The organism is Cupriavidus yeoncheonensis (genome assembly GCF_905397275.1).
GTDB classification, from domain to species: Bacteria; Pseudomonadota; Gammaproteobacteria; order Burkholderiales; family Burkholderiaceae; genus Cupriavidus; species Cupriavidus yeoncheonensis.
Genome location: NZ_CAJPUY010000026.1, coordinates 1 through 18,870 on the forward strand (window position 1 = coordinate 1; position 18,870 = coordinate 18,870).

Genomic DNA, 18,870 nt, shown 5'->3' on the forward strand with positions numbered 1-18,870 from the left:
CGAATCGCCGCGAGCTCGCACCAATGGGTTATCGGTCATCTCGGCGCTGCCGTTCCCTTTTATAGTCGTTTCTTCGCGAACGCCGGGCACAGGCTTGGGCTTGGGAAGCTCAATAGCAGTCGTAGCCGTCGCGAAAACCTGCAAGGCCGCTTCGGGTCGTTCAGCGACCCTCAGTCACTCTCGCAAATTGACGATGAACCTTTATTCAGGCATCAAGGGACGTGTGCCATCGCGAGCACGCAACGCGCGCCGGCGACAAGACGTTTGCCGCGAAAGTCCGGCAAACGTCAGGCAAGCCATGACAGGGCATCGGCGAGCGAGAGCACCGTTGTGCGCGAATCGAACGCCGTTGAAAAGAGATGATCGTGCACGACCCGATCCGGGTCGTAGCAGCAGTCCTTGACCGTGAACAGGCGGAAGTCCGCATCACTCGCATACGCAACCGACGACAGCACCACGCCGGTCGACGCAATGCCCACCATGAGCAGGTGGTCGATTCCCTGCGCGGAAAGGCGCAGCTGCAGGTCAGTACCAAAGAACACGCTGGCGCGATGCGCGATGATGAGCGGCTCCGTGTCCCGCCGGCCGAGTTCCGGCGAGATCTGATCGTCGACGAAAAGACCCAGTTGCCTGATTCCCTGCCCGTTCCGGTTCAAGGGACTGACTTCCGGATAGCCCGGACTGAAATGGATCTTCGCGAAATAGATGCTGACGCCCCTGGCCCGCGCAGCGTCGCACAGTTTGCGCGTATTGGACAGCAGAGTGGGTGCGACCGACGGATACAGCTCCAGGATGTCGGTCTGATAGTGCATGACCACCAGAGCGGTTCTCGCAGGAACAAGCGCCGGAACTTGCATGGGCGACATAGGGCTTCGCGTTGGGGAAGGACGATCGACTCTACCACGGACATCATGAAAGGAAGCGCCAGGAAGCCAGGCCGGGCGACCATCATGCGATCCGCACCGGTGGACTAGAATCCGGCAGGCAAGGCCGTATCCGGCCTGCACATACATAGGTCCTGAAGCATGACGATCATTCGATGCATCGCGCTGGCGACCCTGCTCAGCATTCCAGCGCTTTCCCAGGCCGAACCCGGTGTTCAGGTCGGCTTCTCTCCGGAAGGCTCGGCGCGAACGCTGGTTCTGGAGACGATCTGCAGCGCGAAGCACAGCATCCAGGTGCTCGCCTACGCGTTCCAGGCCCCGGACATCATGCAGGCGCTGGTCGATGCCAGGAATCGCGGCGTGCAGGTGCGCGTGGTCATCGACAAGACGCGCAACCTGGGCAAGGCGAGCATGGCGGCCATGGACTTCGTGACCCGCAACGGCGTGGAGCTGCGCACCAACGACCATTTCCACATCCATCACGACAAGACGATCATCGTCGATGGCAATACGGTGCAAACCGGCTCTTTCAACTATGCGCCGTCCGCCGAGACGGCCAACTCCGAAAACGTGGTCGTCATTCGAGACATGCCGGAGGTCTCGCGCCAGTACATCACGCACTGGCAGTCACGCTGGGATCTGGGCAAGCCCTATCCCGGGCGCTGACGGCCCTCTCCCGGCTAATGCAAATGCCGCAGTTTCTCCGGATTGCGCACCACGTAAATCGCCGCGATCTTCCCGTCCTCGATTTCCAGCGCCGTCGTCTGCAGCTCCCCATCCGCTTCGAGCGTGACAAAGCCGGGGAGGCCGTTGATAAAAACCGCGCGCACGAAGGTCGACCCCGTCTTCTGGAAGTACTTCGACAGCTGCTCGTGCACCCTCATCACCTCATCGAAGCCCAGCACCGGGTGGCCGATCGCCGGACGCTTGCCGCCGCCGTCGGCATGCAGGCTGACATCGGCGGCCAGCATGGCGCCGAGCGCGCTCATGTCGCCGCTGCGTGAGGCATCGAAGAACGCCTTCGCCAGTTCCAGCCCGCGTTCCTTCTCGACCTGGAAACGCGGGCGCGATTCCCGCACATGGGTGCGCGCCCGCGCCGCGAGCTGGCGGCACGCGGCCGGCTCGCGCTGGATGGTCTTCGCGACTTCGTCGAATTCCAGCCCGAAGACATCGTGCAGCAGGAACGCTGCGCGTTCGAGCGGCGACAGGCGTTCAAGCGCGAGCATCAGCGGCAGCGTGACGTCTTCCTGCCCGTCTTCTTCGAGCACGGGGTCGGGCAGCCACGGGCCGATATAGGTTTCGCGCTGGTGCCGCGCGGACTTGAGCTGGTCCAGGCACATCCGCATGACCATGCGGCGCAGGAACGCCTCGGCCACGCGCACCTCGGCGCGCTCGGCGCCGACCCAGCGGATGTACGCGTCCTGCACGATGTCCTCGGCATCCGCGACGGAGCCGAGCATCCGGTACGCGACGCGGATCAGCGTGCGCCGCAGCGGCTCGAAGCTTGCCGCGGCATCCGCGAGGTTGGCGTCCGTCATCAGGCCGAAGCCCTGGCAGCCTTCGCCGCGGCCGGATCGACCCATAGGCCGAAGCCGACCGCGAGGCGGTTCCAGCCGTTGATGACGTTGATCATGAGCGTGAGCTTCACCTGCTCTTCCCTGGAAAAGTGGTCGTTGAGCGCCGTACGGGCGCTGTCGAGCGCATGGCCTTCCGACAGCCGGGTCAGCGCGTCGGTCCAGCCGAGCGCCGCGCGTTCGCGATCGGTGTAGCACGGCGCTTCGCGCCAGGCGGACAGCAGGTAGAGGCGCTGCTCGGTCTCGCCTTTCTCGCGTGCATCCGCTGTGTGCATGTTAATGCAGTTCGCGCATGCGTTGATCTGCGACGCACGCACTTCGACAAGCGACACAAGGCTCGGTTCAAGGCTGCCCGCCACGGCGAGCGATGTGCCCATCCAGGACTTCATCTGGGCGGGGGCGGCGGCGAACGGGTCGAGCTTGGCAGTCATGGTTGAATCTCCTTTCAAGGGGTTACGACGACATGACGAGCCAGGCCCCCACGTGTGTGACATCGACGAAGATTTTTTTTCGCAGGACCCGGGATTGCCCGCCGTTGGGCCGGCTGGATCGGTCGGCCGGCGCCATCAGGCTGTCCGGTTTCCCACGTAAAATCCGCGTGCCGCCGCAATGTATCGGTGCTATGTCTTAACATTCTGGATGCACGTCGATCTTCTTACTCTTTACCTCCTTGCGATCGGGACGCTGCTCGCCAGTGCGGGCATGACGCTGTGGGAACATCGGGCCAACCCCCGGCGCAGCAGGTCCTTGCGGATCCTGGCGGCAGGATTCGCCACGCTCGCGATGGGCTGCGCCGCCGTGCTGTGCCGTCGGGAGCTGCCCGGCGCGCTTGGCTCCGCCATCAGCAATCTCATCATCCTCAGCGGCTATCTGCTGGTCCTGGGCGGCGTGGCATCGTTGCGCGGCCGGCGCTACCGTGCCGCCCCGGCCGGCCTGCTCTTCCTGATGGCGCTGGTCTGGGTGGCCGCGGGGTCGCGCTGGCAGGACGTGGTGTGGAACTACGTCAGCGCATTGCCGATCGCGCTCGTCAGCGCCATGACGGCCTGGGAGATGCTGCGCTGCGATGCGATGAAGTGGCTGCATTCGCGGTATATCGTCGTGGCGGTGACGGGTGTCCATGCCGTGCTCTATGCCGGCCGTGCATTCGTGCTGCCCTGGCTGGTGGCCGGATACGGACCGGCGATCCAGGCGATCGCGAGCAAGGCCACGGTGTACGAGGGCGTCCTGTATTCGGTCATCCTGCCGATGGCGCTGCTCAAGCTCATGCGCGAGGAAGCCCACGGCCAGCTCCTGCGCGAATCCCAGACCGATTACCTGACCCGCCTTGGCAATCGCCGGTGGTTCTTTGAAGAGGGCGCGCGCGTCATCGATGGCGGGGCAGGGGGCGGACCCGTATCCGTGCTCGCGTTCGATCTCGACCAGTTCAAGGCCATCAATGACCTCTACGGCCACCAGACCGGCGACCAGGTGCTGAAGTCGTTCGCGGAAACCGCGCGGACCGTGGTGGGGCCGGACGCGATCCTGGCCCGGATTGGCGGCGAAGAGTTCGCCGCGCTGCTGTCCGGCGACGATGCCCGCCGCGCCAGGGCACTGGGCGAGACCGTCGCGAAGCGCTTTGCCGAGACGACTTCCAGCGGGACCGACAGCCTCGGCGTGGCGGCAACGGTCAGCATCGGCCTGGCGCAGTTCGAAGGCGAGGTGCCCCCGCTGGCAGTCGGGCTTGCCGCTGCGGACCAGGCGCTGTATCGCGCGAAATCGCTGGGCGGGAACCGGCTCGAACTGGCGTAAGCGGCTGCGCCGCTCTGCTGCGGCAGGGGTGAACGCGTGCGAGCGCCCGCCAGCTAGCGGCCGAGGGAGTCTTGCAGGCTGAGCAGGTTCTGTGGCGCAACGCGGATCAGCCCGCCACGCGGGCTGTCGACATCCGCGATCAGCGCGAGCGAAAGCGCTACCGTCAGCGGCAGGATCAGCAGCAGCCCGATCCTCGCCGGCGCGGTCCGGGCACCGTAGCCCTGCATCACGCTGCTCAACAGGGCGATGGCGATCATCAGCCCCCACGCTGCTACCGGAATGCGATTTCGCCACGCGGCTTCCGCATACCCCTGCGAGTTGATGACGTCGTTCATGCCGCCGACCGCCAGCGCGGTGACCGGGTTCGGCGTCTTCAGCGCGGCGTCGCGCACGACCTTCCACATCTCGTCCTCAAGCTGCGCCGTGGCGGAATTGATCTCCTGCAAGTCCGCTTCGCCGTGCGCGCGGTAGTAGCGAATGCGCTGCTCCAGATAGCGGGCCAGCAGCTTCCTGGCCTTGTCGCCGCCTTCCGGGTCCATCAGGTCCGCGCGAAGATATTCCGTGCCGATGGCATTGGCTTCCTCTTCTTCCAGGTTCTTGCGCTGGTCGTAACGCCCCACCGCCATCGACAAGGTAAAGCCGATCAGCAGGGCCAGCAGTGTCAGCGTGGCGCCCTGCACGATGGCGAAGTCTTCGCGGCCTTCGTCGGCGATCGGCCGGATGCGGCGCAGCACAAGCGACCCGGCAGCCGTGGCCGAGGCGAGGAGGACCAGCAACAGCACGAAGAGGATGGCCGGATGTCGCAGGAGCTGGCTCATATCCACCTGGGAGGAGAAGTGCAACCTGATGGCGCCGGCCCTGGCGATCGCGATGCCCCGTGATCCGGGCATTCAATGCGAATCAGGCGCGGACCGACACCGGATACGGGAAAGCCATTCTATGGACACTCGCTTCGGCCAGAGCGATGCGTCGAAAATTTTCAGCCGGCGGAAGAAATCGTTTATGTCATCGACGCCCGCCCGCGCCGTGGTGAAGGCTTGCGAAGCCGAGCTGAAATCCTTCGCTCGATGCCCAGGGCGGGAAGGGCTGCGGAAGGATGCCGGCTACACAGCAATGTAATGTGCGATGCACGTCAGCGTGCATCGCACGTCGCCTCGCATAGCGAAAGGGAGGCTACTTCCCCGTCCGGGCGGCCTCGATCGCGGCGATGTCGATCTTGCGCATGGTCATCATCGCTTCGAAGGCGCGCTTGGCTGCGGCGCGATCGGGGTCGGTGTAGGCCGCGGTGAGCGCGCGCGGGGTGATCTGCCAGGACAATCCCCACCGGTCCTTGCACCAGCCACATTCGCTTTCCTGGCCGCCATTGTTCACGATGGCATTCCACAAGCGGTCGGTTTCAGCCTGGTCGTCTGTTGCGATCTGGAACGAGAAGGCCTCGGAGTGCTTGAAGTGCGGGCCGCCGTTCAGGCCCAGGCAGGGAATGCCGGCTACGGTAAATTCGACGGTCAGGACATCGCCCTCTTTGCCATCGGGATAGTCGCCCGGCGCGCGGTGCACGGCCTGCACCGCGCTGTCAGGAAAGGTTTGAGCGTAGAAGTTCGCGGCTTCAAGGGCATCGCCGTCATACCAAAGACAGATCGTGTTCTTGCTGGTCATATCGTGTCTCCTGAAAGGTCGAGCCACGGCATGCGCTACCGTCCAGCTGTCGCGGGATCCCATATTGCGAAACCTGGCCTGCCGGATGTGACGGATGCCGTGGTCGGTCCCTCCAATGTCTCACACTCTCGCGGGACAGGAAAATTTTCAGCCAATGAAAAAGGACACGGCGCTGTCCCACGTCGGCCAGCTGGAATACCTCGGGGCCGATGCCATAACGCCGTTTGTCATCGCGCGTGGCGAACCCTTGCTGCACGAGCATGTCGAGCAGGCGCGAGGTCGTGGCGGGTTGTGGCGGGACAGAGGCCGGTGGCGCGCGCCACGTCGCTCATGCGGCGCACTTCGGGGTCGGAGAGCGCGCGCAGTACCGCGAGCGCGCGCTGAACGGGAGAGCGGCGCGAGGTCATGGCCGGACGCTCAGGCGAGGATCCGGTCAGCCATGCTTCGACGCCCCCAGCGTGTCGCGCTTGATCTTCTTCGCGAGCGACCACTTGTGGACTTCGGTCGGGCCGTCGTAGATCCGGAACGCGCGCAGCTCGCGGAAGGCCTGCTCGACGATGGTGTCGCGCGACACGCCGTTTCCGCCAAGGATCTGCACGCAGCGGTCGGCGACGCGGAACAGTGCTTCCGACACGGCAACCTTGGCCATCGAGCTTTCGCTGGTGCCCGCCGATCCCGTATCGAGCACGCCGGCGCACCAGTCGATCATCAGCGCCGCCTGCTGCAGGTCGATCAGGTTCTCCGCCAGCATGAAGCCCACGCCTTCGTGGTCGATCAGCAGCTTGCCGAATGCCTTGCGTGTCGTGGCATACGCGCGTGCGATCTCGTCCGCGCGCGTGACCGTGCCGAACCAGCGCATGCAATGGGAAAGCCGCGCCGGCGACAGCCGCACCTGCGCATAGCGGAAGCCTTCATGGACTTCGCCCAGCACCTGGTCGGCCGGCACGCGCAGGTTGTCGATCAGGACCAGGGCATGGCCGCCCGGCATCGAGCTGTCGATGGTGTCGATCACGCGCTCGGTGCGAATGGCGGGGTGGGGCAGGTCGACCAGGAACATCGTGGCCTGCGCGCGCTCGCCGTCGCCGGTACGCGCCATCACGATGCCGACCCTGGCGCCTTCGGCGCCGGTGATGAACTTCTTGCGGCCGTTGATGACCCAGTCGTCGCCGTCGCGAACCGCCGTGGTGCCCAGCATTGACGGATCCGACCCCGCACCGCCGTCTTCGGCGGGCTCGGTCATGAAGAACGCCGAGCGCGCGTCGCCGCGCACGAGCGGCTCGAGAAAGCGCGCTTTCTGCGCGGCGGATGCCACCTTGCCGAGCAGGAACATATTGCCCTCATCGGGCGCCATGGTATTGACGGCGACCGGGCCGAGCGGCGACAGGCCCGAGCGCTTGAGCACGGCGGCCGTTTCGCGCTGGTCCAGGTGGCTGCCATCGGCAAGGATGTGCGGCGTCATGACGCCCGCCGCGCGCGCTTTGGCGCGCAGTTCGTCGACCAGTTCCTCGGTGGGGCCATGCGCGGTGCAGCGCGGATCCTGTTCGTACGGCGCCACGACGTCGCGCACGAAGCGCTCGACACGGTCCGCGATCTGCTTGCTGCGTTCGGAAGGACAGGGGGTGAACATGGGTGCCATTCCCTCAGAGTGTGTTGACCAGGTGGCCGCCGTCGACGGCCAGCACGGCGCCCGTCATATAGCGCGAGGCATCGGACGCGAGCAGCAGCAGCGGCCCGTCCAGGTCTTCGAGCTGTCCGAGACGGCGCTGCGGAATGCGTTGGATCAGCGCCTTGCCGGCGTCGGTCTGCCAGAAGTCGCGGTTGAGTTCGGTATCGATGTAGCCGGGGGCAATGGCGTTCACGCGAATGCCATGGCGCGCCCATTCCAGCGCGAGCGTCTTCGTCAGTTGCACGACGCCCGCCTTGGACACCGCATAGGACACCACGCCGCCCGCCTGCCGCAGCCCCAGGATCGACGCCACGTTGATGATGCTGCCGCCACCGCGCGCGCGCATGCCGGGGGCCAATGCCTGCGCCAGGAAGAACATGCCCTTGAGATTGGTGTCCATCACCATATCCCAGTCTGCCTCGGCATGGGTGAGGGCCGGCCCCTCGCGTACCAGTCCGGCGTTGTTGACGAGGATGTCGACGGGCCCGGCGTTCTCCACCAGCGCCGCGCGCGATGCGGCATCGTTCACATCAAGCGCCACGCAGTGCGCGCGCCCGTACTGTTCCACTTGTTTCGCCACCGACTGCAGCGCATCGATGCGCCGTGCCGCCAGCACCACTTCCGCGCCATGCGCGGCCAGCCGGCGAGCAAAGTGCGCTCCCAGCCCGCTCGATGCCCCCGTGACCAGCGCCCGTTTGCCGGAAAGACCGAGCAACGTCTCCTTCATGGATGTCTCCGTTTTTTGCATTTCAGGACCAGATTGTAGGATGATTTCATCCTATGTCAACGGTGTCGAACCTCGATGCCCGGCCAATCCATTAGAATCGCGCCCGTGTCCAGAACGATCTCTCCTTCCTCTGCTATGTCCAGCCATACCCCCGTCGCGCCCGTTGCGTCCGGCCCGGCGGGCCGCAGCGCGTCCGACACGGTGTTCTTCGGGATCGTGAACGGCCTGGAGCTGGGCGGTTTCGCGCCCGGCCAGCGGCTGGTCGAAACCGACCTGGTGGCGCATTTCGGCGTTGGCCGCAATTCGGTGCGCGAGGCGCTGCAGCGGCTGGCCGCCGAAGGCATTGTCGATCTCCCGCGCCATCGCGGCGCGATCATCCGCCGGCTGAGCCTGCAGGAAACCCTGGACGTGCTGGATGTCGCGGAACGCATGACCGGGCTGCTCGCGCGCGCGGCCACGCGGGGCTGCGGGAACCGCGAACTGGCGCAGGCGTTGCGCGCCTCGGTACAGGGCCTGGTCGCGGCGGAAAAGGCCCATGACGGAGAGACCTTCTCGAGCACGCGGCGGCACTTCTATCGGACGCTGCTGGAGATGGGCGACAACCGCGAACTGCGCCGCCTGTTCCCGACCATCCACATGCCGATCGTGCACGCGCAGCACCGGCTCGCTTCGCTGCCACGGATGCGCCTGGACGACTACCGCCGGATTGCCGCGGCCGTGCTGGCCGGCGATCCCGAAGCGGCCGAGGCGGCAGGCGCTGCGCACGTGCAGAACGTGCGCAGTGCGATCCTGGAGAGGGAGCCGGCCTGAGAGTGGCCGGCATTCACTCCGGCTGAATGCCCGCCTCGCTGATGACCTTCGACCACCGGTTCACTTCCTCGTCGAAGAACTTCCTGTGCCCTGCCGGTGACAGCCGGTCATCAGCAATCACGGTGATGCCGAGCGCCTCTTCCCGCTTGACCAGCGCGGGGTCCTTCAGCGCCGCGCGCAGAGCCTTGTTGAGCTTGTCGAGAACGGCCGGCGGCGTGCCATGCGGGGCGTACAGGCCGTGCCAGACGGTGAAGTTGAATCCGGGCAGGCCGGCTTCGCTCAACGTCGGAATGGCAGCCAGTGCCGGGACCGCCGATCGCTGTGCACCGGTGACGCCATAGGCCTTTACCTTCTTCGCCTCGATCTGCGGCGTGCTGTTGGTGGCCTGCTCGCACATCAGGTCTACCTGCCCGCCCATGATGTCGGACATCGCGGGTGCCGTGCCCTTGTAAGGCACGAAGGTCATGTTGCTCTTCAGCGCGCTTTGCAGCAGCAGGCCGCACAGGTGCGACGCGGAGCCCACGCCGGCGTTTGCGAGGTTCAGCTTTCCGTCCTGGGCGGCGATGAACTTCTGCAGTTCAGGCAAGCCGTTCGGTGGCAGGCCGGGCTTGCCGATCAGCGTCGATGGCGCTTCGTTGATCAGCCCGAGAAACGCCAGTTCCGAGGTCTTGTAGCCAAGCTTCCTGTACAGCGCGGGTGCGGTTGCCAGGCCGATATGGTGGACCAGCAGCGTGTAGCCATCGGGAGTGGCGCGCGCGACGCGTGCCGTGCCGATGGTGCCACCCGCGCCCGCGGTGTTCTCGACCAGCACCGTAGTGCCGAGCGTCTTGCGCAAGGACTCGGCAACATCCCGCGCGATCTTGTCGCTCGGCCCACCGGCCACGAACGGGACAACCAGGGTGACAGGCTTGTCCGGATATTCGGCACGGGCGTAGCCGGATGCGACAAGAATACCGCTGACAAGGCAAAGCGTTGTGGCACGCCCGGCTGCTTGCTTGATCCACATGGTTGTCTCCGCTGTGTTGTTGTGAACGCTGTACCGCTCGGTCGGACCGTCAGGCCGACAGTTGCTGCATGACGCTGCAGAGATCGAACTTGCCCTCGAACCCGATACCCGGGAGATCCGGCATGTTGACGTAGCCGTTGTCGACCTTGACGCCATCGGGGAATCCGCCGAATGGCTGGAAGAGGTCAGGATAGCTTTCATTGCCGCCGAGGCCGAGGCCCGCGGCAATGTTCAGTGACATCTGGTGGCCGCCATGCGGAATGCAGCGGCGCGCTGACCAGCCGTGCTGCCGGAGCATGTCGAGCGTGCGTAGGTATTCGACCAGGCCGTAGCTGAGCGCGCAATCGAACTGCAGGTAGTCGCGGTCCGGGCGCATGCCGCCATAGCGGATCAGGTTGCGCGCGTCCTGCATCGAGAACAGGTCTTCGCCGGTTGCCATCGGCTTGTCGTAGTAGTTGCGCAGCGTGGCCTGCAGCTCGAAGTCGAGCGGATCGCCCGGCTCCTCGTACCAGAACAGGTCGTACTGGGACAGGGCCTTTGCATACTGGATGGCCGTGTCGAGGTCAAAGCGACCGTTGGCATCGACGGCGAGCTTCTGGCCGTCCTGCAGCACGCTCAGAATCGAGTCGATACGGCGCAGGTCTTCGTCGAGCGACGCGCCGCCAATCTTCTTCTTGACCACGGTGTAGCCGCGGTCGATATAGCTGCGCATCTCGTCCTTCAGCTTGCCGTGGTCCTGCCCCGGGTAGTAGTAGCCGCCGGCGGCATAGACAAAGACCTTGCGGTCCGCCTGGCCATTGCCGTAGCGGTCAGCCAGCAACTGGAACAGCGGCTTGCCTTCGATCTTGGCCACCGCATCCCAGACGGCCATGTCGATGGTGCCGATCGCGACGGAGCGTTCGCCATGTCCGCCCGGCTTCTCGTTCTTGAACATGGTGTCCCAGATCTTGTGCGGGTCGAGGTTGTTTCCCGATGCATCGACCAGCGAGTCCGGATCCGCTTCCAGGATGCGCGGGATGAAGCGTTCGCGCATCAGGGTGCCCTGGCCGTAGCGGCCGTTGGAGTTGAAGCCGTAGCCGACCACTGGCTTGCCGTCGCGGATCACGTCCGTGATCACGGCGACCAGGCTGAGGGTCATCTTGCTGAAGTCAATGTAGGCGTTGCGGATGGGCGAGCTGATAGGGAGGGTCTTCTCGCGGATTTCTACGATTCTCACAGTGTGTCTCCTAGTACACGGAACGCTGCTGCGCGGGGTGCGGGAATCGGTAGCTTAGGCTTCGGCGGATGCACTAAGATTGAATCTGGTTCACATCATTATTCACTTGCGGTGAAAACTGAACTGGCATCCGAACTTGAGTTCTTTGTGCTGATTGCGCGGCTGGGAAGCCTTTCCGCGGCCGCCAGGGAGCTCGACCTGACCCCGCCGGCGGCGACCAAGCGTCTCGCACTGATGGAAAGCCGGCTCGGCGTGCGCCTGGTCAATCGCACCACCCGGAGCATCAGCCTGACGAACGAAGGCGAGACCTACCTTGCGTATGCCACGCGAATCCTCGCGGATCTGCGCGAGATGGAGAGCGTGGTGTCGAGCAGCGGCGCCGAGCCGCGGGGGCTGTTGCGTGTGAACGCGACACTCGGGTTCGGACGCACCACCATCGCGCCGCTCGTTTCGGAGTTTGCCAGGCGCTATGCGCACGTGGAGGTACAACTGGAAGTCACCGACCGGCCCGTGGACCTGGTGGACAGCGGCATCGACCTGGCCATCCGGTTCGGCAAGCTACCTGACCGGCGGCTCGCCGCGCGGCGGATCATGTCGAACCGGCGCTTTCTCTGCGCGTCGCCGGTGTACCTGGAAAGATACGGCGCGCCCGGATCGCTCGCGGAACTGTCCGGCCACCGCTGCATCATCCATCGCCAGAACGATGACGCCTATGGCATCTGGCGGTTCGAGCATGACGGTCGTTATGAGAGCATCAAGGTCGATGGCGCCTTGTCCAGCAACGATGGCGATATTGTCCTGGGCTGGGCGCTCGATGGGCACGGCATCCTGATCCGGTCGGAATGGGACCTGGCCAAGTATCTGGAAAGCGGACGGCTGCGGGTGGTCTTGCCGGAGTTCAGGCTGCCTTCCGCCGACCTTTTTGTGTACTACGCCCAGCGCCGCAACCAGACGGCGCGCGCGCGCGCGTTCATTGATTTCCTGATCGAGAAGTTTCAGGAAGCCGGGCAGGCGAAGTAGCCGCTGACCGGCGCTCTCGAAAAGAGGATGCGTTCGCCGTGCTCTCCTGCCTAGACAACCGTGACGTCAGTGGCACCGGACGCGACCTCGATCACCTGCACGCTGGCCGTGGCCGGTTGTGCGGGCGCCGTGGTGCCTTCAAGGGGCTTCATCACATGGAAGGCGCAACTGAGCTTTGCGGGGGTAAGCGTCACCAGCGCATAGCCTTCGGCGTTGGTTTCGACGTGCCGCAGCCACGGGTTGAAGGTGCGTAGCGTGGCATTGAGTGTGTTCACCAGCGTGCTGCCCGCGTTGCTGTAGATGAGTTCGCGCAGCGCCGCGAACGCCTGGTCGTTGTCGACCCTGGCGCGCAGCCGGCTCAGCAGCGTGTTGCTCGACACGCCGGCCGTGACAAGGTCGACCATGACCGAAGCCGGGCTCGCGGCATCGTAGTCGTCCATCACCTGTCCGGCGAAGAACGCATGGATATCGCCGCTCAGCGTGACGACGTTGTGCACGCTGTTGGCCTTCAGGAACGCCATCAGGTTCTTGCGCTCGGCGTTATAGCCATCCCACTGGTCGGCGTTGAGGATGATCCGGTCAAGCAGTTCGATCGACGGCAGACGTTGGTCGATGTAAGGCTTGATGGTGGCGTCGAAGGTGGCGCTGCTGATGCCCACGCGCGACACCACGTTGCGCAACGCGGGATACGTGAGCCCGGCCAGCGTGCCCGCTGCCCTGGCGCCGCGCAGGTCGCTGGCCAGCGCAGTCGTCATGTCGGCAACCAGCGGAGCCAGCACGCCGTTGAGCTGCGCGAGGCCCTTGGCGATCAGGTCGGCGAGCGCCTGCGGGATGTCCACCTGCATGCGCAGCATCGCCAGCTCGTTGCCCCACAGCTTCCACGTGGTATTCGCGCCCACAACGTGGTCCTGCCACCAGGCGCGCTGGGTGTCGCCGAGCATGGTCACGGGCGTCAGCGCATTGCCTGCGGCTGCGATCTTGTCGGCCTCGGCCGCAGCCAGTTTGTCGGCCCGCACGAAGAAGCGCGCGCCTACGGCACCGCCGGTGGACTGTTCCGGAATGATGTGGTCGGCGCGGTACAGGCGTTCGTCGGTCATCAGCAGCGTGGCCAGGTTGCCGAACGTGAACGACCGGTAGATCTGGATGTTCTGGAACGATGGATTGTTCAGGTCGATCGTGACGTCGGCCGGCAGGAACTCGAACCACGCCTGGTTGGCGCTGCGCCGCCGCGCGGTGCGCGGAGTCGCGTCGTCGGTGGCGCTGTATGTCTGGCGGTCCTGCCAGCAGTTGTCGGAGAACTCGTGGTCGTCCCAGATGGCGATCACGGGGAAGGCCGCGTGCAGCGCCTGCAAACGCGGGTCGCTGCGATAGCTGCGGTACAGGAAGCGATAGTCGGCGAGCGTGGTCGCGTAGATCGAGCCGTCCGGCAGCGTCGTGCCGTCCGGCAGTTGCAGGACGCCATGCCGGTCCTCCACATTGCCGTTGCGCGAACCACCGGGCACCGCCTCGTAGATGTAGTCGCCCACATGGACGACGAAATCCAGGTCCTGCTGCGCGAGCTCTTCCATGCCGGCCCAGTGATTGACGTTCCAGTCCTGGCAACAGATGAAGGCAAAGCGCAGTTGCGACAGCGGCGTGCCGGCGGCCGCGGCAGTGCGCGTGCGGCCGACCGTGCTGGCGCGGTTGCCGAGCAGGAAGCGGTAGTAGTACCGCGTCGACGGAGAGAGACCGGTGACCTTGTTGCGCAAGGTGTAGTCCCAGTCGGGCAGCGCGGAAAGCAGTTGGTTGACGAGCAGCGTGCTGAAGTCCTGCTGCAGCGAGACCTGGAGCCGGACCTGCACCGGACGCTGGCCGTTGCTGCCGTCCACGCGAGTCCACACCACCACGCTGTCGGGCTTCGGGTCTCCGGAGGCGACGCCATGCAGGAAGTTGAAGTTCTCGGGATTTCCCATGTCGGAGGGCGCGGGCTCCGAATCGCCGCCGCCGCATGCGGCGAGTCCGCCAGCGGCTACGGAAACAGTCATGAAACTTCCCCACTTGAAGAACTGGCGGCGGTCCATGGCGCTTCTCCTTATGCTGATTCCGATGGGTAGCATCTGGATACTAGGAACCGATCGGCAAGATCGCTGTCGGTGGGTGACCGACATCGATATAGGAGAAGGACGACGCCGCAGAGGGCGATGTCCGGATGGCGCGCATGGGCGCGGCACTCGTGTGCAATATCGAGCCATTCCGGACAGCAACGCGTTGCGTGTGAACCCGAGGGACTATAGTAGTCATACCGGCATACCACTTGCCCTGATGGCGATTGCGTCATGCCATCACAGGGTCCTAGCCCCGGAGCCCGCGCCCATGGCATTTCTCCACACGGTTGGCCAGCACCGCCACGTCTTCGCCGACCTGCGTACCTTGCTGGCCAAGGCGAGTCCCGCGCGTTCCGGCGACTGCCTTGCCGGCATTGCCGCCGCGAGCGAGGAAGAGCGCATGGCGGCGCGCATGGCACTTGCCGCCGTGCCGCTTTCGCAGTTCCTGTCTGAAGCGCTGGTCCCGTATGAGGACGACGAGGTGAGCCGGCTGATCCTCGACAGCCACGATGCCGGCGCCTTCGCCGAGATCGCATCCCTCACGGTGGGCGACTTCCGCAACTGGCTCTTGCTGCACGAGACCGACAGCGCCGCGCTCGCACGCGTGGCGCGCGGCATCACGCCGGAGATGGCCGCGGCGGTGAGCAAGCTCATGCGCAACCAGGACCTCGTCGCGGTCGCGCGCAAGTGCCGCGTGGTGACGCGCTTTCGCAGCACGGTCGGCTTGCCGGGCCGCCTGTCCGTGCGGCTGCAGCCGAACCATCCGACCGACGATCCCAAGGGCATTGCGGCATCGATCATCGACGGGCTGATGTATGGCTGCGGCGATGCGACCATCGGCGTCAATCCGGCATCGGACAACCTGGGCGCGATCGTGTCCTTGCTGCGCATGATCGACGACCTGCGCTGCCGCTTTGATATTCCCACGCAGTCCTGCGTGCTCACGCATGTCACCCACACGCTGCGCGCGATGGAACAGGGCGCGCCGGTGGACCTGGTGTTCCAGTCGGTGGCCGGCAGCGAGCGCGCCAACGCCGCATTCGGCATCAGCCTGTCGCTGCTGGCCGAGGCGCATGATGCCGCGCAGTCGCTGGCGCGCGGCACGGTGGGCAACAACGTGATGTACTTCGAGACCGGGCAGGGCAGCGCGCTGTCGGCCAACGCGCACCACGGCGTGGACCAGCAGACCATGGAAGCGCGCGCCTATGCGGTGGCGCGGCGGTTCTCGCCGCTGCTGGTCAATACCGTGGTGGGCTTCATCGGGCCGGAGTACCTGTATGACGGCAAGCAGATCATCCGCGCCGGGCTCGAAGACCATTTCTGCGGCAAGCTGCTGGGCGTGCCGATGGGTTGCGACGTCTGCTACACCAACCATGCCGAGGCCGACCAGGACGACATGGATACGCTGCTGACGCTGTTCGGCGTGGCCGGCATCAACTTCATCATGGGCGTGCCGGGGGCCGACGACATCATGCTGAACTACCAGAGCACGTCGTTCCACGATGCGCTGTACCTGCGCGAGGTACTCGGCCTGCGGCCCGCACCCGAGTTCGAGGCCTGGCTGCAGCGCATGGGCATCGCCGATGGCAGCGGACGCCTGCTGGAGCCCGCGGACCGGCAGCCGCTGCTTGAACTGGCGCATTCGCTGTAGCCGCCGCCATGACCAGGCCGCCGTCCACCGTCACGCAGCACAACCCCTGGCAGCAGTTGCGCCAGTTCACGCGCGCGCGCATTGCGCTCGGCCGCGCCGGGCACAGCCAGACGACCGACACCGTACTGGCGTTCGGGCTGGCCCATGCGCAGGCGCGCGATGCGGTGCACTTGCCGCTGGACCGTGTGGCCGTCGAAACCGCGCTCGGCCAGGCCGGGTTTGCCAGCGTGTTCGTCCACAGCGCGGCGCCGGACCGCGCGCATTACCTGCGCCGCCCGGACCTGGGCCGCAGGCTCGATGAGGCCAGCCGCGCGCGCCTGGCGCAGGCACATGCCGATCCGGTGCCCGATGTGGTCTTCGTGATTGCCGACGGCCTGTCCGCGCTGGCCGCGCAGCGCCACGGCGTGCCGCTGCTGTGCGCCGTGCGCGAACGGTTGCCGCAGGACTGGGCCGTGGCGCCGGTCGTGATCGCCGAGCAATCACGCGTGGCGCTTGGCGATGAAGTGGGCGAGTCGATCGGCGCGCGCCAGGTGGTGATGCTGATCGGCGAACGGCCGGGGCTGAGTTCGCCCGACAGCCTGGGTATCTACCTGACCTATGCGCCGCGCGTCGGCCGCACGGACGCGGAGCGCAACTGCATCTCCAATGTGCGCGCCGAAGGGCTGTCCTATGCGCAGGCGGCCGACCGGCTGGTATTCCTGCTGCGCGGCGCGGCCGCCCTTGGCTGCTCTGGCGTGGCGCTCAAGGATGACAGCGCGCATGCGCTGCCGGGCGATGCGGACGGCAAGGGCGACACGCTCCAGCATGGCTGAGCGCCGCAGTCACGTCATCAGTCACGTCATGACACGGAGACCGATATGCAAGCCGAAATCAACCTGCAGGCCTGGCTGGAATCGCACGCCGCCAACGGCGTGACGATGATCGCCGCCTATGTCAGCGCGGCCCGCGAGGCGGACCTGCAGTACGACATCCGGCTGCGCAGCAGCGGGCAGGGCAGCTCGTCGGCCGTCGCGCAGAGCGGCACGGTGCACGTGCGGCAGAACCAGCCCAGCCAGGTGTCTTCCATGGCGGTGACGCCGGTGCCGGGCGGCAAGTGCGAAGTGGGACTGACGCTGCGCGAAGGCAACGTGGTGGTCGCCCGCTACACGCTCGACTGCAGCGCAAAATGAATACGGCCGGCGCATGGCCGGCCGTTGCCCGTTTGGCGAGGGTCGCGGCTACATCATGCGCCGCGAGAAGTGCCCCGGTTCGGCATCCGACATCAGCTTCGAGAACTGGTCCATGCTCATGTGCACCAGTTCCTGGTGGTCGCCCGCCTCGAAGTAGACGTCGGGGTGTTTCATCAGGCTGTCGTCGACATAGGTCTGCATGCCATACGCCATGGCCACGGGCGGAATCGCCCCGAGGTCGCAGTCCTTGAAGACCTCGCGAATCTCGTCTTCATGGGCCAGCACCAGCTTGCGGCCGGTCTGCTCACACAGTGCGGCCATGTGCAGGTGATGGTTCGACGGGATCACGGCGGCGACATAGCCGTTCTCGTCTTCCAGCAGCAGGGTCTTGGCCAGGCGGTCTCCGGGTACGTGCGCAGCCTCGGCAGTGGCCATGCTGCTGAGGGTATAGGGGTGATGGACGATGTCGTACTGCGTATTCTTGCTGCTCATGCAGCGAGCCAGCGTGCTTGCCAGGGCCATGATTGCTCCTCTGGATGCGAAGGCCGGTACCGCGTGGCACCGGCGGGATCAAGGGTTTTCCTTGTGTACCTACTATAGACCGTGGGGTCAGGCCTGGCGTGGCGCGGGGGTATCGTGCAGCCGCGGCCACACGGCCTGGAGTTCGGTCTTCAGGAAGGTCAGCAGGCAGCGCGTGGCCAGCGTCTGGTAGCGGTTGGGCATGGTCAGCATATAAAGCCGGCTGCCGAACACACTGATGCGATAGCCGTCCAGCAGCGACGTGAGCGTGCCGCTGGCGAGTTCGTCGCTGATGGCGTAGATCGGGAAGAGGCCAATGCCCAGCCCGGCCATCACCCCTTCCTTCAGGAATGCGAAGTTGTCGGAGCTCAGCGTGGGCTCCAGCACCACCTGCTCGCGCGCCGCGCCGCCCTGCGGTGGCGTGCCGGATACCTTGAGCTTCTGGCCGACCGGTGACGCACACACCACGGCATGTCCGTCCAGCTCCGCCAGCACCCGCGGCGCGGGATGCGCGGCCAGGTAGGCCGGTGCGCCGCAGACCACCCAGTCGACTTCGCCGATCTCCGTCGCCACGACCGAATCGGGCGGCGTGGAGATGATGCGCAAGGCCACGTCGACGTCTTCCGATACCAGGTTGTGCACGCGGTTGTCGAACACCACGTCGAGCTGGATGTCGGGATAGCGCTGCTTGAACTGCACCAGCAGCGGCGACAGCATGGTATGCCCGAGGCCGGTCGGCACCGACAGGCGCACATGGCCCTGCATGCTCTTGCCCATATTGCTGATGAGCGCATTGGCCGCGGCGACCTCGCCCAGGATATTGCGCCCGTGCTCATAGAGCCCGGCGCCCACGGGCGTGGGTTCGACGTGCCGCGTGGTCCGTCGCAGCAACTGGACGCCAAGCTCTTCTTCCAGCGCCTTCAGGTGGTAGCTGACATTGGCCCGCGTCATCTTGAGCTTGCGCGCGGCGGCGCTGAGGTTGCCGGCATCGACGATGTCGACGAACAGGCGCAGGGCGTTGAGATCCATGGGTGCGGGAAGAGGGGGACGGGCGGTTCAGGGCGCGGGCTGCCGGCGGCAGCATCCGCACCCGTATATTG

The 18,870-nt window shown here is 65.7% G+C and carries 20 protein-coding genes and 1 pseudogene; 8 read left to right on the plus strand and 13 right to left on the minus strand.

Translation table 11 applies throughout. From position 1 onward, the window contains the following. Window positions 1-287: 287 nt before the first annotated feature. Entirely contained in the window at window positions 288-857 is a 570-nt protein-coding gene (locus KHO22_RS27305; RefSeq protein WP_420839659.1) for a cysteine hydrolase family protein, read from the minus strand. A 168-nt stretch (window positions 858-1,025) separates the two neighbouring features. Here KHO22_RS27305 and KHO22_RS27310 point away from each other — a divergent pair, with 168 nt between their 5' ends. Next, window positions 1,026-1,550, plus strand: coding sequence for a phospholipase D family nuclease (locus KHO22_RS27310; RefSeq protein WP_211950303.1), 525 nt, complete (start codon window positions 1,026-1,028; stop codon window positions 1,548-1,550). 14 nt (window positions 1,551-1,564) lie between these two features. Here KHO22_RS27310 and KHO22_RS27315 read toward each other — a convergent pair whose 3' ends face one another. Together KHO22_RS27315 and KHO22_RS27320 are read right to left on the minus strand one after the other, a co-directional pair. Next, entirely contained in the window at window positions 1,565-2,422 is an 858-nt protein-coding gene (locus KHO22_RS27315; protein WP_230427051.1) for a sigma-70 family RNA polymerase sigma factor, read from the minus strand. Continuing rightward, window positions 2,422-2,889 carry a carboxymuconolactone decarboxylase family protein gene (locus KHO22_RS27320; protein ID WP_211950305.1) on the minus strand — a complete coding sequence of 156 codons (468 nt, stop codon included), beginning with the start codon at window positions 2,887-2,889 and terminating at the stop codon, window positions 2,422-2,424. Before KHO22_RS27320 ends, KHO22_RS27315 begins: the two co-directional genes overlap by 1 nt. A 208-nt stretch (window positions 2,890-3,097) precedes the next feature. On the opposite strand from KHO22_RS27320, the gene KHO22_RS27325 reads away from it, so the two are divergent. Beyond that, the gene (locus tag KHO22_RS27325; RefSeq protein WP_211950306.1) at window positions 3,098-4,246 is read left to right on the plus strand and encodes a GGDEF domain-containing protein; all 1,149 of its coding nucleotides are present in this window, start codon (window positions 3,098-3,100) and stop codon (window positions 4,244-4,246) included. A gap of 53 nt (window positions 4,247-4,299) precedes the next feature. Here KHO22_RS27325 and KHO22_RS27330 read toward each other — a convergent pair whose 3' ends face one another. Beyond that, the gene (locus KHO22_RS27330) at window positions 4,300-5,064 is read right to left on the minus strand and encodes a bestrophin-like domain (protein ID WP_211950307.1); all 765 of its coding nucleotides are present in this window, start codon (window positions 5,062-5,064) and stop codon (window positions 4,300-4,302) included. 28 nt (window positions 5,065-5,092) lie between these two features. Here KHO22_RS27330 and KHO22_RS27335 point away from each other — a divergent pair, with 28 nt between their 5' ends. Beyond that, complete coding sequence (locus tag KHO22_RS27335) at window positions 5,093-5,365, plus strand: hypothetical protein (RefSeq protein WP_211950308.1); 273 nt, start codon at window positions 5,093-5,095, stop codon at window positions 5,363-5,365. Window positions 5,366-5,419: 54 nt separating this feature from the next. On the opposite strand, the gene KHO22_RS27340 is transcribed toward KHO22_RS27335, so the two are convergent. From KHO22_RS27340 to KHO22_RS27350, 4 genes and pseudogenes are all read right to left on the minus strand, one after another. Beyond that, entirely contained in the window at window positions 5,420-5,902 is a 483-nt protein-coding gene (locus KHO22_RS27340) for a VOC family protein (RefSeq protein ID WP_211950309.1), read from the minus strand. Window positions 5,903-6,065: 163 nt separating this feature from the next. Continuing rightward, window positions 6,066-6,309, minus strand: a pseudogene (locus KHO22_RS32670) (helix-turn-helix domain-containing protein); the annotation flags it as partial. A gap of 26 nt (window positions 6,310-6,335) precedes the next feature. After that, entirely contained in the window at window positions 6,336-7,529 is a 1,194-nt protein-coding gene (locus tag KHO22_RS27345; protein WP_211950310.1) for an acyl-CoA dehydrogenase family protein, read from the minus strand. Between the two features lie 13 nt (window positions 7,530-7,542). Further along, entirely contained in the window at window positions 7,543-8,295 is a 753-nt protein-coding gene (locus KHO22_RS27350) for an SDR family NAD(P)-dependent oxidoreductase (RefSeq protein WP_211950311.1), read from the minus strand. Between the two features lie 135 nt (window positions 8,296-8,430). Here KHO22_RS27350 and KHO22_RS27355 point away from each other — a divergent pair, with 135 nt between their 5' ends. Continuing rightward, window positions 8,431-9,105 carry a GntR family transcriptional regulator gene (locus tag KHO22_RS27355; protein WP_211950312.1) on the plus strand — a complete coding sequence of 225 codons (675 nt, stop codon included), beginning with the start codon at window positions 8,431-8,433 and terminating at the stop codon, window positions 9,103-9,105. Window positions 9,106-9,118: 13 nt separating this feature from the next. Here KHO22_RS27355 and KHO22_RS27360 read toward each other — a convergent pair whose 3' ends face one another. Both KHO22_RS27360 and KHO22_RS27365 read right to left on the minus strand, forming a co-directional pair. Next, window positions 9,119-10,111 carry a tripartite tricarboxylate transporter substrate-binding protein gene (locus KHO22_RS27360; RefSeq protein WP_211950313.1) on the minus strand — a complete coding sequence of 331 codons (993 nt, stop codon included), beginning with the start codon at window positions 10,109-10,111 and terminating at the stop codon, window positions 9,119-9,121. A 49-nt stretch (window positions 10,112-10,160) separates the two neighbouring features. Then, window positions 10,161-11,327, minus strand: coding sequence for a mandelate racemase/muconate lactonizing enzyme family protein (locus KHO22_RS27365; protein WP_211950314.1), 1,167 nt, complete (start codon window positions 11,325-11,327; stop codon window positions 10,161-10,163). 111 nt (window positions 11,328-11,438) lie between these two features. Here KHO22_RS27365 and KHO22_RS27370 point away from each other — a divergent pair, with 111 nt between their 5' ends. Next, window positions 11,439-12,347 carry a LysR family transcriptional regulator gene (locus tag KHO22_RS27370; protein ID WP_211950372.1) on the plus strand — a complete coding sequence of 303 codons (909 nt, stop codon included), beginning with the start codon at window positions 11,439-11,441 and terminating at the stop codon, window positions 12,345-12,347. A 50-nt stretch (window positions 12,348-12,397) separates the two neighbouring features. On the opposite strand, the gene KHO22_RS27375 is transcribed toward KHO22_RS27370, so the two are convergent. Continuing rightward, entirely contained in the window at window positions 12,398-14,407 is a 2,010-nt protein-coding gene (locus KHO22_RS27375; RefSeq protein ID WP_211950315.1) for an alkaline phosphatase D family protein, read from the minus strand. Window positions 14,408-14,699: 292 nt separating this feature from the next. On the opposite strand from KHO22_RS27375, the gene KHO22_RS27380 reads away from it, so the two are divergent. Genes KHO22_RS27380 through csgH form a run of 3 tightly spaced genes read left to right on the plus strand, consistent with a single transcriptional unit; the run spans window position 14,700 to window position 17,251 of the window. Next, a complete protein-coding gene (locus KHO22_RS27380) occupies window positions 14,700-16,082 on the plus strand; it encodes an ethanolamine ammonia-lyase subunit EutB (protein WP_211950316.1) in 1,383 nt (460 codons plus the stop codon). An 8-nt stretch (window positions 16,083-16,090) separates the two neighbouring features. Next, window positions 16,091-16,894: an ethanolamine ammonia-lyase subunit EutC gene (gene eutC, locus KHO22_RS27385; protein ID WP_211950317.1), complete on the plus strand. Its 804-nt coding sequence runs from the start codon at window positions 16,091-16,093 to the stop codon at window positions 16,892-16,894. A gap of 45 nt (window positions 16,895-16,939) precedes the next feature. Further along, complete coding sequence (gene csgH, locus KHO22_RS27390; protein WP_211950318.1) at window positions 16,940-17,251, plus strand: curli-like amyloid fiber formation chaperone CsgH; 312 nt, start codon at window positions 16,940-16,942, stop codon at window positions 17,249-17,251. Between the two features lie 48 nt (window positions 17,252-17,299). Here the strand turns inward: csgH and KHO22_RS27395 are convergent, their stop codons facing one another. Both KHO22_RS27395 and KHO22_RS27400 read right to left on the minus strand, forming a co-directional pair. Further along, window positions 17,300-17,773, minus strand: coding sequence for an aminoacyl-tRNA deacylase (locus KHO22_RS27395; RefSeq protein WP_211950319.1), 474 nt, complete (start codon window positions 17,771-17,773; stop codon window positions 17,300-17,302). A gap of 87 nt (window positions 17,774-17,860) precedes the next feature. Next, complete coding sequence (locus KHO22_RS27400) at window positions 17,861-18,799, minus strand: LysR family transcriptional regulator (protein WP_211950320.1); 939 nt, start codon at window positions 18,797-18,799, stop codon at window positions 17,861-17,863. Window positions 18,800-18,870 lie beyond the last annotated feature (71 nt).

Excerpts from the sequence above, each read along its gene's own strand:
- KHO22_RS27305 (WP_420839659.1), bottom strand. The coding sequence starts at position 857 with ATGCAAGTTCCGGCGCTTGTTCCTGCGAGAACCGCTCTGGTGGTCATG.
- KHO22_RS27310 (WP_211950303.1), top strand. The coding sequence starts at position 1,026 with ATGACGATCATTCGATGCATCGCGCTGGCGACCCTGCTCAGCATTCCA.
- KHO22_RS27315 (WP_230427051.1), bottom strand. The coding sequence starts at position 2,422 with ATGACGGACGCCAACCTCGCGGATGCCGCGGCAAGCTTCGAGCCGCTG.
- KHO22_RS27320 (WP_211950305.1), bottom strand. The coding sequence starts at position 2,889 with ATGACTGCCAAGCTCGACCCGTTCGCCGCCGCCCCCGCCCAGATGAAG.
- KHO22_RS27325 (WP_211950306.1), top strand. The coding sequence starts at position 3,098 with ATGCACGTCGATCTTCTTACTCTTTACCTCCTTGCGATCGGGACGCTG.
- KHO22_RS27330 (WP_211950307.1), bottom strand. The coding sequence starts at position 5,064 with ATGAGCCAGCTCCTGCGACATCCGGCCATCCTCTTCGTGCTGTTGCTG.
- KHO22_RS27335 (WP_211950308.1), top strand. The coding sequence starts at position 5,093 with ATGGCGCCGGCCCTGGCGATCGCGATGCCCCGTGATCCGGGCATTCAA.
- KHO22_RS27340 (WP_211950309.1), bottom strand. The coding sequence starts at position 5,902 with ATGACCAGCAAGAACACGATCTGTCTTTGGTATGACGGCGATGCCCTT.
- KHO22_RS27345 (WP_211950310.1), bottom strand. The coding sequence starts at position 7,529 with ATGTTCACCCCCTGTCCTTCCGAACGCAGCAAGCAGATCGCGGACCGT.
- KHO22_RS27350 (WP_211950311.1), bottom strand. The coding sequence starts at position 8,295 with ATGAAGGAGACGTTGCTCGGTCTTTCCGGCAAACGGGCGCTGGTCACG.
- KHO22_RS27355 (WP_211950312.1), top strand. The coding sequence starts at position 8,431 with ATGTCCAGCCATACCCCCGTCGCGCCCGTTGCGTCCGGCCCGGCGGGC.
- KHO22_RS27360 (WP_211950313.1), bottom strand. The coding sequence starts at position 10,111 with ATGTGGATCAAGCAAGCAGCCGGGCGTGCCACAACGCTTTGCCTTGTC.
- KHO22_RS27375 (WP_211950315.1), bottom strand. The coding sequence starts at position 14,407 with ATGGACCGCCGCCAGTTCTTCAAGTGGGGAAGTTTCATGACTGTTTCC.
- KHO22_RS27380 (WP_211950316.1), top strand. The coding sequence starts at position 14,700 with ATGGCATTTCTCCACACGGTTGGCCAGCACCGCCACGTCTTCGCCGAC.
- eutC (WP_211950317.1), top strand. The coding sequence starts at position 16,091 with ATGACCAGGCCGCCGTCCACCGTCACGCAGCACAACCCCTGGCAGCAG.
- csgH (WP_211950318.1), top strand. The coding sequence starts at position 16,940 with ATGCAAGCCGAAATCAACCTGCAGGCCTGGCTGGAATCGCACGCCGCC.
- KHO22_RS27395 (WP_211950319.1), bottom strand. The coding sequence starts at position 17,773 with ATGGCCCTGGCAAGCACGCTGGCTCGCTGCATGAGCAGCAAGAATACG.
- KHO22_RS27400 (WP_211950320.1), bottom strand. The coding sequence starts at position 18,799 with ATGGATCTCAACGCCCTGCGCCTGTTCGTCGACATCGTCGATGCCGGC.